Source organism: Oliverpabstia sp., from assembly GCF_022785585.1.
In the GTDB taxonomy this organism is placed as follows: domain Bacteria; phylum Bacillota; class Clostridia; order Lachnospirales; family Lachnospiraceae; genus Oliverpabstia; species Oliverpabstia intestinalis.
Genome location: NZ_JALFPR010000109.1, coordinates 1 through 12,575 on the forward strand (window position 1 = coordinate 1; position 12,575 = coordinate 12,575).

Here is a 12,575-nt window from a genome sequence, read left to right on the forward strand (position 1 = left end):
ACCATTACAATATGCTGCCAGACTAAATCTTTTTCCACCTACCTTTGCAGAAACAACACCAGTAGCATAAACAGTAGCCTGTGCAACGTTGTTGCCTTCGATTCCCCATCGATCTACCTTGTTGCTCCAATATCCATCCAAGGTGTACTGCACTTCAGACAATGCCTTGATACTATCAGCCCCTAAGATTTTTCCAACCTTCGGTGTTAATTTTCCTATGGTAACAACCAGTGTTGGATTTTTTGAATCCGCATTATCTAATGTGGATGTAATATTTTCAAGCGTATACATTCCGGAATTGTCGCTAATGCTACCTTCTTTTATCTTATAGGTTTTGTCAGCAGCATATTCCATCGCTGTAGTTGTGGACGATTCTGGTTCCACAGTACAAGATACGTCATTTTCACCATTTGACAGAGTGAAACTTACATTTCCTAAATCTACCCCACCAATAGTTCCGGCACCTGCTCCCAAAACAACTTTGACTTGCAGGTATTTCTTCTCTACCGGTGTCTCTGTAGCTGGCGGTGCAGATGGTGTAGTCGGTCCTTCCGGTTCGCCGGATGGTGCTACCGTGCCTCCTTCACCGCTTTCCCCAGGTGTTCCTGTTTCTGTTGTACCCGGAGTGATTTCTCCACTGCCGCTTCGCTCTTCTGCAAGAGGTGCGATCGTTTCTCCTGCTTCCGTGGCCATAACGGTGTATGGACTGGAGGTTACGCAGGTTGACAATGCGAAGACAACGGCCATGGCGAACGCCAGGATTCTCTTTGTTTTTTGTTTCATGTCCTCAGACTCCTTCCTTCAGCTGAGTATTTTTCTCGGCTGATTCCTCTTTTACCTTTCGGTATCTTATAACTTTTCTTTTATGTAAAAACTTGTATACCCTTCCGTTCAGGACGAAGTGTCCGTAGAAGGATACCATGGTTATCCACATACAAACTAACATGACGGGATCCGGTATGGGGAACACGTAGGTTCCGAGTATGATCACCAGCAATCCCGGGATGAATGCGATATCTGCAATCAATCCCTCTTTGGTGGATCCGGGTGCAAGTGCACCGATACGCTCCACCGAGCGGTAATTTTGATAGCTTTTCAGATTTCTTATCTTCTGACAGCTGAGGATGTAGAGGAAAATGCCCCACAACAATCCTACCCAGAAGATACCCCCGGCAAGTACTGCTATTGCCGGGTGTTTTTCTCTGTCAGCTATCGGAAGAAATGCGACCACTGTAGATGATATAAGGAAGAAAATCATCGACAGATCATTAAATATCCTTGCTGTTTTTCTCTTATTCATCAGATCACCTTCTCCGTATGTATCAGGATGATACTTCTTTCTATCTCAAAGGTACTGTTGGAATGCTGCAGCATGTTCGGATCCAGAACCATGGTTCCTTCCTGTTCCGGTGTAGATACATGCTGTCTTTCCTGTACCGGGTTGGCGATCATGGACGGATCCAGGATATCCGTGGCTGCCATACCGCCTTCCTGAAGCATGGCTTCTGTCAGAATATCAGTAGCCTGTGCATCCTCTCTCATAGACGGAGCTAATGCACCGGTGGCTTCCGAACCTGTCATCATGGACGGATCTAACACATCCGTAGCCTCGGATCCTGTCATCATGGATGGATCCAGTACATCTGTGGCTTCCGAACCTGCCATCATGGACGGATCTAATACGTCCGTAGCCTCGGACCCTGTCATCATAGATGGTTCTAATACATCTGTGGCTTCCGAGCCGTTGGCTGCAGGTTCCTGCATCATGCCATTGGCTTCGGAACTATTTGCCATATTCAGATTCATCTGACCGGTTGGTTCGCCAAATTCCTGGCTCATCCGGCCGCTGAGATCATCGGTAAGATTGTCTGTATAGTGACGTCTCTGTACCAGCTGTCCGGTTCCTTTTTTCTTGTTTTTGGACTTTTTATCCATAGAAACGATACGTCCGGAGTCGCTGCTGTTGGCTGCCATCTCTTCCATGGCTTTCTGAGCACTCTTTCCCCGGTATTCATTAAACACCTGCGGGATATGCAGATAGAAGAAAAGGAATATCGCCAGTGCAAGGAACAGCAATGCAGCAATCCCAAATCCCAGCTGCAGATTGCTCAGAAGCTGGATCTGCTGTTCAATATTTTGTGTCTGCCCCATTACTGATCACCTCCGCTCTTCACGGCATCAGAATTCTGTGCATACAGAGATTCTACCAGTTTCTTTGTATTATCCACGGTTGTTATCGTATTATCACGGATACGCTGTGCCGTCTGGTTGGAACCGGTATCAGCACCGGAGACTCTTGTCTCGATGGCTGCCAGGGCGCCCTGGAAGGTCGTCTTGTCCACACCGGCATCTGATACGAACTGTTTTGCATTTTCATACAGCTGATAAGATACATCGTTCAACAGTCGAAGCTGTGTCAGACGTTCCCGGCTTTCTGTACTGATGGTTTCCGGAAGTCCGCCTACCAGACCGTTTAATTCTACCCAGAAATCCGAGTAGGAATATTTGATCTCACCGGTTACGGTATCTTCCTGACCCACTTTTCCGTAATAACTACAGATACTCAAGAAGGTTTCCACCAGATTGGTGTCGATATCGTATTCCTGGATCTTGTCTGCAGACAATTTTTCTGTGGAATCCAGTCCGAATGCTTTCAGCTGGTCATCGGACAACACGGCCTGTGCTACGATGCCGAACCATTTTTTAGCAAGTTCTTTATCTCCTGCCGGTTTTCCGGCGCCGCCCGGGAAGTAGTAAGCCATTCCCAGCTCATAAGCCAGCTCGGTGTAACCGTCCAGATTATCTTCCAGTACTTCTTCGTAGGTCTGTCTTCCTGCCATCTGCTGCAGCAGGGCCTTAAAATCCTGACTGTCCTGACCGGAGAAACCGTCTTCATCGTTTCGCAGGGCATCCAGATAAACCAGATAGGCCTCTTCCTTGCCCGGATCGATGGCAACTGCTTTTTTCGCATAATTGACTTTGGCTGTTCCGTCACTCTTCTCCGCCTGGTCCACATAATAATCATAGCCGCTCTGCTCTGTTTTATTTTCCATCAGCATACATCCAAGGGAAATACCGCCGCATAAGACAGCTACTGCTGCGCTGACACCAAAGCCAAGCAGCTTGTTTCTTAATTTCTTTCGATATGGAAGACTGAGTTCCTCAATATGTTCCAGATCATACAGCATCTCCAGACAAGATTCGTATCGATTCTCCGGTTCGTACTGTGTACAACGATCAATGATCATCTCCAGACCCAGCAACTTATTCATATCCTCTCTCGGGATCTCATCTACCAGACTCGGCCGGCACTGTGTGATCTTCGGAAAGTTAAATGGTGTAGGGGAAGGATTTCTTCCGGTGATCAGATGATGGAGGGTAGCTCCCAGACAGTAAATATCACTTCGAGGTGTGGACTGTCCGTTTCCTCCGTACTGTTCCGGTGACGCATATCCCGGTGTTCCCAGACATGTGGTATCCTCTCTGTTCCCCTGCTTAAAGGTACGGGCGGTACCAAAGTCGATCAGGGAGATCTCTCCGTCCGGCTTCAGCATGACGTTGCCCGGTTTCATATCTCGATAAATAATGGGATTCGGTCTGGTATGAAGGTAGTAGAACACTTCACACAGCTGTTTACCCCAGGCGATCACATCGTCCAGTGCGATGGGAAGCCCTTCTTTTTCCATACTTCCCTTCAGGATCTTATCCAGTGATTTTCCCTGGATATAATCCATAACGATCAGGAAGGAATCCCCGTCATCGATCACATCGATGATACTTGGCAGGTATTTGTGATTCAGTTCTTTCAGGATGTTGGTCTCAGCGATCAACCCCTGTTTGACTGTGGTAAAATCCTGCTGTCCATCTTTTCGGACCTCTTTGATGGCCCATGTTTTATTTGCTTTTTCATTCAATGCCAGGTAGACGACACTCATACCGCCCTGGCCGATCTTATTTAATACTTTGTATTTTCCGTCTACATAAGAACCTATCTGCAGCATGCTTATCCCTCCCGACATGTCCGGATAACAGCTGCCGATATGTTATCCACTTCTTTTCTGGATTTGTTCAGTTCCACCAGTGAGACGATATTCTGAAGCATGATATCTTCGTTCTCCAGAAGTTCCGGACGAAACTTCTCATAGATCTCATCCGGCGAGATCACATGGCGGAATCCATCGGAGCAGAGAATAAAGGTGGTGTCCGGATTGGCATCTCCCACAAAATAATCCGGGTGGATCTCATCCGATGCTCCTACACACTGGAGCAGTACGTTTCTCTGGGGATGGGTCTGTGCCTGTTCCCAGGTCAGATGCCCCAAGTCCATCTCGTACTGCACATAGGTCTGATCCTTCGTCAGCTGATAGATGGCATCGGAAACCATGTAAGCTCTCGAGTCGCCGATGTTCATGATGTAATATTTGTCATCCACAACCAGAAAAGCTACGACTGTTGTACCCATGCGTGTTCCTATTCCGGATGCATACTTTGCCAGTTTCTTGTTCTGCCGCATTACCAGGTCGTCCCACTGTACACGAAGTTCATCCATTGGAAATTCCGGTGTTTCCAGCAGTCCGGGAAGTTTATTGATAAACCACTGATCGAACTCCCGGATCACTGTTGCACTGGCTAACTCGCCATCAGCCAGACCGCCCATTCCGTCACACACGACACACAGACAAACCTTTCCATGGTTTGTCTGTGCGATTTTCACGAGTACTGAGTCCTGATTTGTTTTCTTCACAATACCCACATCGCTGTGAGCTGCTATTTTATAAATCATCCTCATACCTCTCATTTATTATTCAGTTTTATGCACGAAACAGAAATTCTTCATCTGCCAGACGAATGGTTTCATTTCCTGTCAGAGCTCTTTCTTTTCCGGCCGGTACTGCAACACCGTTAACGTTTGTTCCGTTTGTTGCATTGTTATCAACGATTGCAAATGCTCCGTTTCGGTATACGATGGTTGCATGTGTACGACTGATATTGGTGAATTGGAAAATTAAATTCCAGTCCATTCACCCAAAAACTGGAACTTAGTATTGCAAAATATATCCTAGAAGTTAGTGTTGCAAACCTCTTGATATCTAGTTATAGTTGTGGCTCAGCAATAGAGTCCGGATGGCGTTATCCAAGGAGAATACCATGGCTAAGAATGCACATCTGGTTCTTGATGAAAGAGCCACAATAGAAGTTCGCTTAAGAGAACGAGCTTCATTTACTGAGATAGGTAGGGAACTTGGCAAGGACCCTTCTACTATCTCAAAAGAAGTCAGACTCCATAGTCAGACTGTACGTAAAGATTCCTTCAATCCCTGCAGCAAGCGAAGTGCCTGTGATGAATACGGAACAGCATGTTCAAAGTGCAAACTACAGTATTCAAAAAGCTGCAAGAGATGTCCTCGTGTAAAGTGCTACGAGCATTGCAAGCAGTTTGAGGTATTGGTTTGTAACAAACTGAAGAAACCACCATACGTTTGTAACGGCTGTATCCAACGGCAATCCTGTAAGCTGGAGAAGCATATTTATTCTGCCAAATCAGCTCAGAAGAATTATGAGACTACTCGCTCAGAAAGTCGTCAAGGAATAGCAATTACACCGGAAGAATTAAAGCGTGTAGATGCTATTGTTTCACTGCTTGTTAAGTTAGGCCAGTCTATTCACATGATATGTGTCAATAATGCAGATGATATCATGCTTGATGAAAAGACTATTTATAACTACATTGATGCAGGGCTTTTATCTGTAGATAACGTTGATCTTCCGAGAAAGGTCCGTTATCGTACCCGCTCACATAAGAAGCCTGTAAGAGTAGACAAGCAGTGTCATGTAGGACGCACTTACGAGGATTTTGAAGCTAATCTTGCTGCGAATTCTGATATTCCGGTAGTGGAAATGGATTCAGTAGAAGGTCGCAAAGGCGGTAAAGTCTTGTTGACCATATACTTTAGAAATAGTAGTTTAATGCTTGCTTTTATCCGTGATAACAATACCGCCAAGTCAGTTACAGAAATATTTGACTGGTTGTATGAACAGTTAAGACATGAAGTATTCACTAGCCTCTTCCAGGTGATTTTGACCGACAGAGGAAGTGAATTTACTAACCCGCTGGCAATCGAATTTAATAAGGGCAATGGTCGCAGAACACATATCTTTTATTGTGATCCACAGCGTTCTGATCAAAAAGGTGGTTGTGAAGTTACACATGAGATGATTCGTCGTGTGCTTCCGAAGAAAACCTCTTTTGATAACCTAACTCAGGATGATATCAATCTTATGATGAGTAATATCAACTCATATAACAGAAAAAAGCTGAATAACCAGTCGGCACACCAGTTGTTCAGCTTCATTAATGGCGGGGATATTCTTGACAAGTTAAGAATAAAATCCATTCCCGCTAACGAGATTAACCTTACACCTCTATTACTGAAAAAATAAGAAAACGTAGCGCCATTCGGAAGAAATACTGAACCGAATGAGGGGTGGAATTTAATCTTGCGAAAAAAGAAATAAGATTCGACCTCCGCTTAACGTGACTCTTTTTTCAGAAGATTAAGATCTCAAAAAAAGAATATCAGCATATGAAGCATAAAACAACTTGTTTCTAATAGTAAATTCCAGTTTTGAAGAATTTTGCAAAACTAACTTCCATAAAAATCATGATATTTTGATTTGCCAGAATTTACTTTTGCAAGCGATTAGCTAAATCAGAACTTAAACTTGCAAACTGGAAGCTCGGATTCCAATTCAGCCTTTTAATATGACATTGGCTGAATTTTTGGATTTTGAAGAATTAAATGATTATATTTTTTCAGATGAGACGGATGAATTGTAAAATATCTTACTGTCTGCAACAAAAGTGTGATGTGTTTTTTTGATTTGTATTTTCCCGACAGTTGTATCATATCATGTTTTTGCCTGCGGAACAAGCGTAACTATGAGAAAAACAGCTGCAGTAACCAGGTTACTGCAGCTGCTTTTCTCAATAAAATAGAGTTGCTGTCAAAATATTTTTCATCCGATACCGCCCAGCGCGATTCCAAGAACCAGCACCAGGATACACACCGGCACATAAACATATTTACAGATCGGGTAAAACCAGGAGGTAAGGTGACTGCTTCGTCCTTTGTTTACCTGTTTTTCCACATACTCTTTTCCACATACCCAAAACAGCATGATACCAGCCAGTCCGGCTCCCAGCGGGCAGATGTAGATAGAAAGTACATCCATCCAGCCGGATACGATACCCTGGATCAGAATGGAAACAATCACGCCGATCACTGCGATCACCGCACATGCCGGTTTTCTCTCCAGATGGAATTTTTCCTGCACCGTTGCGATCGGTGCTTCGTACAGGTTGATCAGGGAGGTCAGCCCCGCGAATAATACAGCAACAAAGAAAATGATCACAATGATCTTTCCTCCCGGCATATTTTTGATCAGATTTGGCAGGAAAATAAATAACAGTCCGGGACCGCCCTGATCGAGCTTGGCTCCGGTGGTTGCCATCGCCGGGATGATGACCAGGGATGCAAGCAGCGCAGCCAGTGTATCAAAGAATGCCACTCTTCCCGCAGCAGCCGGAATATTTTCTTCATCCGACAGATAGGATCCATAGATCAGTGTTCCGTTTCCCGCCACCGAGAGGGAGAAAAATGCCTGTCCCAGGGCAAAAATCCACGTTTTCGGATCGCCAAGCGCCTTGCCGTCCACACGGAAGATATAGTGATATCCGTCCACGGCCCCCGGCTGAAATGCCACATAGATACCAAGTCCCACAAACAGCAGGAAAAATACCGGCATCAGCACTTTATTGACTTTCTCGATCCCGCCTCCGACACCGAACATCAGGATCCCCATAGCTGCCAGCAGGATCACAACCTGCCAGCCTGTATTGCCGAACGCAGATGCCATCGAACCGAACACAGCACTGAATTCGTCCACATCAGCCGGTGCCAGTGTCGCCCCGGTGAATGCGCCGACCGTATATTTTAAGATCCATCCCATAACGACCGTATAGCCGATCGCCATCGCCAGCGAGCCGACCACCGGGATCAGCCCCAGTGCTTCTCCCGGTTTTCTTTTTCCTTTTCTCTCACAGGCAATTCCGAACGCATCAATCGGGCCGGATCTTGTTGCACGTCCGAATGTCATCTCTCCGATCACCCCGGTAAATCCGATCAGAGCCACAAAGATAAAGTACGGAATCAGAAATGCTCCTCCTCCATATAACGATACTCTGGTAGGAAACATCCAGATATTTCCCATGCCCACCGCCGAACCGATGCACGCCAGGATAAATCCCCACCGGGTGTTAAATGATTCTCTTTTTTTCATCACATCTTCTCCATTTGTTTATAGTTTTGTAACTGTTCATTCTTCCACAGAATTATGTTTTTTACATATTATAAATCGTATTTCTCAGCAACCGCGTCATCCGGAAAGTTCCTGAATCTTTTTTCTGTGTCATCATAAGGATCGTCATCTGATCTTGCGGCGCATTGGCAAAATAGCAGCCGAGCCATCCGTCCCAGCCGTACTCTCCCTTGCTTCCCAGCGTTGTGGATCTGCCCGGGTTCACCAGCACACGCATAAAATTACCATAAGAAAATCCTTCCAGCCATGCCATACCTTCCCGTTCAAAGACTTCCTGCTGCTCTGCGCTCAGCACATGACCGGTCATAAAGCGTACCATCGCCGGACTCAGAATCTGTTTTCCCTTATAACTTCCGCCATTTAACAACATCTGTGCAAAATGAGAATAATCATCAATCGTAGACACCAGGCCTGCACCACCGGATTCGAATGCCGGGCGGCGATCCATCGCATTCCGGATACCCAGATGATTACCGGTATAGAGTACCGACGGCTTTCCTTCGTTACACTCATACGTTTTCACCAGCCGGCTCTGCTTCTCTTCCGGTACCCAGAAGCCTGTATCCACCATTTCCAGTGGAGTGAAGATCTCTTTTTCCAGAAAATCTCCGAACCGCATACCGGAAACCACTTCCACAAGGGCACCTGCCACATCAGCGGAAGTTCCATAGCACCAGGAGCGCGCCGGCTGAAAGGCAAGCGGGATCTGGCCGAGACGGTTGGCAATCTCCACCGTACCATAAGCTCCTCCTTCTCCCTCATCAAGTCCCTGAATCACCTCGGCAAATAAGGCTTCCGTCTGTTTTCCGGTCAGATGATTGCCGTCATAGACCAGACCGGAGGTCATATTCACCAGATCCTGGATCGTGACATCTCGCCATGGCTTTTCCACATGGCCGTCTGCTGCTGCCACCATTTGTCCACAAAATCCAGGAAGATATCTACATACCGGATCTGCCAGATCGATCAGTCCCCGCTCCACCAGAATCATCACTGCAGTTGCAGTGATCGGTTTGGACATAGAATAGAGACGGTAAATACTGTCTCTCGACACCGGCTTTTTTGCCTCGATATCCGCATAACCGCTTTCCAGATACACGGTTTCCTTCCCTTCTCTTCTGACCATCAGAATCGCGCCCGGGATCTCTCCCCTTGCCACTGCATCATCAAGGATCCATTGCAATCGATTGATTTTTTCCTGTTCCATATTATGTAACCCTCCATATTATCTTTTCGCAGACTCTACGCTCTATTGTATACCAAAAAAACCGTTATGCCTACGGTTTTTCGTACAACATAACGGTTTTTTGTATTTTTCTCTATATTTTTTATTTATTTTTGGTAATTCCCTGACCAATCAGATAGCATACAGCTGCTACCACCATACCATTAATGGAAGCAATTCCCAATTTTACAACATTTGCCACAACAGCTCCCAGGATCACACCGCCTACAGCGAACCAGTTGACCACTGCAGGTTTCGCGTCCGGATCTTCATACTCTTTCTTATTCATAAAGTATGAAAGTACCAGAATGATACCTACCGGCGGCAGCGTACAGTTCAGGATGTTCAGCCATTTTGTGAAGTTATAATACAGCCATACAGAAAGCACCGTTCCGATGATACCGGATACCAGAACCATCGGTTTTTTCTTCTGATGAAAGATATTTGCCAGACCAAGACCTGCAGTATACAGAGCATTGTCGTTGGTTGTCCAGATGTTCAGACCAAGTACCAGAACTGCCATGTAGAACAGATTCAGACGGATCATAACCTCGAAGATATCATTTCCGCCTACGAAAATATAGGCGATTGCTCCGAAGAAGAACATCAGGGAGTTTCCGATAAAGAATGCCACGACCGTTGCGATCGTTCCTGTCTTCGCGTCTTTGGCAAATCGGGTAAAGTTCGGGGTTGCAGTTCCACCGGATACGAAAGATCCCACAACCAGGCCGGCACCGCCAAAGACTGTGAGAGAACCGCTGGATACGGCGAACTGATCCACGATCGTTCCGTTGCCCTGACGGATCGCCATGACCATAGCCACTGTACCGAGTACTGCTACCAGCGGCACTGCAATATAGCTGATCACCGTCAGAGAATCTATACCAAAGTAAGCGGAAGCTGTCATACACACACCGGCTCCGATAACAAGCGCCCACATGGCAGTTTTACTGTCACCGAATAATTCTCCTGCTACCGGAATCGCAAACATGGCGATACCAACACCGAACCAGCCGATCTGTGTAAAACTGATCATTGCAGAGGAAAGATAGGAACCTTTCTCTCCGAAGGCTTTCTGCGCCAGCAGATCCATGCTCATACCTGTCTTCGCTCCGACATAACCAAGAAGTCCGGTGTACAGACCAAGGATTGCTCCCCCAAACAGCAGAGATTTTAAGAATCCCCAGAAATCCAGTCCTGCTGCCAGCTGCTGACCTGCCCACATACTCGCGGAGAAGAAGGTAAATCCCAGCATGATCATAAACATGGTCACAAATCCCTTCTTTCCTTCCTCCGGTACGACGCGATCCGCGTAATCGATGTCTACTTTCTGTTCTGTCTCTTTTTTCATTTGTTTTCTCCCGTCTCAGTTTGTTTCCATAACCTTATTTGTCTTTCGGCTGATTCCATTACAGAATATATTTACGCAGTGCACTGGTAAATTCATCGATCCGCTGCTGCGCCAGTTCTTCTAATGTAATGTTCTTCATGCTCTCCACATATCCCTGTTCCTGACGATACAGCCATTTTGTATCTGCCGGACGGATCTTTTCATAATGGTTTGCATGGATCCAGTCTTCGTAACTGATCGGAAGTTCATAACCGAGTTTTTCTTCCAGTAAAGTTCCAAAATCAATCTGACCGGCGCGTTCTTTGATCCCGTTCCAGAACTCCAGCACTTCTTCTACATGCTCATGGATCTCGTAACGTCTCGCCCCGCCATCATAGATAATACATTTTTCAAACAGAGGGCTGCACATGGAAAGTGTCTCCCGACGGAATTCCGGAGCCACGATACCACCCTTCCAGTAAAAGTCCACATTCGGAAGATTGATACCGGATACACCCTTATCTTCATACATACCGAAGATTCCTTCATAATATACCGTGATAAATCCTTCAAATTCCGGCCAGAACTCCCGAATATCCCGGGTCAGATCCTCCAGGATCTCGATACCCTTCGTTCCACCAATCGTAAAGATGATAATATTCCGAAGTTTTGCTCCGTGATTCCGGTAAAAATCGGTCACATAACGCAGACAGTGGATCAACGTCTCTCCACTCGCAATGATATCTCCGATCATCAACGTGCTGTCCGGTACCATCGTCAGCTTACTGTATTTGATCTCCAGTCCCGCAATCTCTTCCTCCTGAAATACACGCTCACTGGATAAGAAACTGATATCATGCACACGAATGTGCTCCCGGTAGCAGCTCTCCTCCAGCGGATAATTCAGCGCACCGCGAAGAATCGATAAGATATTCGCTGTTGTCACTTTCTTCTGTTCTTTCAGATAATATAACATCTGAGAAGTCGACGGAATCAGGCAGTTATAAACCTCATACCCGACAATCTCCGGTGTGTTCAGAAGCTTTCTCGTCTCCGCCTCCGAAACCACATAATACTCATTCAGATAATCTCCGCCATCCAGCCGATAGCAGGCAACACCCTGCTCGTCAAACTCCGGCATCAGTGTCACGTTTTCCCAATCTTTCTTCATATACTTATCCTCTTTTTCATAACCGCCATCCCACAGTCAACCCACAATCCGCCGGTTACCTATTTTCTATTTTCCATTTCCCACCCACCAACTTTTCCAACCAGATGGGCATACTTCTTGAATATATTACAGATATTCCTCCCCCCCGTCAAGACCTATTTCAAAACAATCAGAAAATCCCACCGTTTCCATACGTTTCCATCGATTCCGGCTGCTTTTCCTCATCCACATGGTGAAATGTCTCCTGATTTTCTGCTGAAAATGTATCGGTTTTTCTTTGTTTTCTTTCGAAAATGTGTTAGAGTCATACCATACGCGAATACATCCCGAATCTTTCTATTTCTGTATCCGCATCTTTTGTGTACAATGGGGGATTTTATTTTGGAAACTGTAGAAAAAGAACATAACCGTATGGCGTTAAATGTGGCGGCACTTGCCGGGGATATCCTGCTGGCGAGCGGAGCGGAGAT

At 45.9% G+C, this 12,575-nt stretch carries 11 protein-coding genes; 1 reads left to right on the plus strand and 10 read right to left on the minus strand.

Annotated features, from left to right (window positions below; translation table 11 throughout):
- The 6 genes from MSA64_RS08050 to MSA64_RS08075 form a co-directional block, all read right to left on the minus strand.
- The coding region (locus tag MSA64_RS08050) for a hypothetical protein (RefSeq protein ID WP_287891259.1) at window positions 1–783 on the minus strand (783 nt) is incomplete at its 3' end.
- Window positions 784–787: 4 nt separating this feature from the next.
- On the minus strand, window positions 788–1,300 hold the full coding sequence (locus MSA64_RS08055) for a hypothetical protein (protein ID WP_277663782.1): 513 nt from the start codon (window positions 1,298–1,300) through the stop codon (window positions 788–790).
- Window positions 1,300–2,151: a hypothetical protein gene (locus MSA64_RS08060; protein ID WP_287891260.1), complete on the minus strand. Its 852-nt coding sequence runs from the start codon at window positions 2,149–2,151 to the stop codon at window positions 1,300–1,302. Before MSA64_RS08060 ends, MSA64_RS08055 begins: the two co-directional genes overlap by 1 nt.
- Window positions 2,151–4,001 carry a serine/threonine-protein kinase gene (locus MSA64_RS08065; RefSeq protein WP_287891261.1) on the minus strand — a complete coding sequence of 617 codons (1,851 nt, stop codon included), beginning with the start codon at window positions 3,999–4,001 and terminating at the stop codon, window positions 2,151–2,153. Before MSA64_RS08065 ends, MSA64_RS08060 begins: the two co-directional genes overlap by 1 nt.
- A 2-nt stretch (window positions 4,002–4,003) precedes the next feature.
- Window positions 4,004–4,783, minus strand: a complete 780-nt coding sequence (locus MSA64_RS08070; RefSeq protein WP_154431557.1) for a PP2C family protein-serine/threonine phosphatase — start codon at window positions 4,781–4,783, stop codon at window positions 4,004–4,006.
- Between the two features lie 28 nt (window positions 4,784–4,811).
- Window positions 4,812–5,021, minus strand: a complete 210-nt coding sequence (locus MSA64_RS08075) for an FHA domain-containing protein (protein WP_022171919.1) — start codon at window positions 5,019–5,021, stop codon at window positions 4,812–4,814.
- Window positions 5,022–5,148: 127 nt separating this feature from the next.
- Here MSA64_RS08075 and MSA64_RS08080 point away from each other — a divergent pair, with 127 nt between their 5' ends.
- A complete protein-coding gene (locus tag MSA64_RS08080) occupies window positions 5,149–6,441 on the plus strand; it encodes an IS30 family transposase (protein ID WP_287891262.1) in 1,293 nt (430 codons plus the stop codon).
- Window positions 6,442–7,017: 576 nt separating this feature from the next.
- Here MSA64_RS08080 and MSA64_RS08085 read toward each other — a convergent pair.
- From MSA64_RS08085 to MSA64_RS08100, 4 genes are all read right to left on the minus strand, one after another.
- The gene (locus MSA64_RS08085; RefSeq protein WP_022172972.1) at window positions 7,018–8,340 is read right to left on the minus strand and encodes a sodium-dependent transporter; all 1,323 of its coding nucleotides are present in this window, start codon (window positions 8,338–8,340) and stop codon (window positions 7,018–7,020) included.
- Between the two features lie 61 nt (window positions 8,341–8,401).
- A complete protein-coding gene (locus tag MSA64_RS08090; RefSeq protein WP_154431554.1) occupies window positions 8,402–9,586 on the minus strand; it encodes a serine hydrolase domain-containing protein in 1,185 nt (394 codons plus the stop codon).
- Between the two features lie 121 nt (window positions 9,587–9,707).
- A complete protein-coding gene (gene codB, locus MSA64_RS08095) occupies window positions 9,708–10,955 on the minus strand; it encodes a cytosine permease (protein WP_227597472.1) in 1,248 nt (415 codons plus the stop codon).
- A gap of 58 nt (window positions 10,956–11,013) precedes the next feature.
- Window positions 11,014–12,105: a hypothetical protein gene (locus MSA64_RS08100; protein ID WP_287891263.1), complete on the minus strand. Its 1,092-nt coding sequence runs from the start codon at window positions 12,103–12,105 to the stop codon at window positions 11,014–11,016.
- Between the last annotated feature and the right edge of the window lie 470 nt (window positions 12,106–12,575).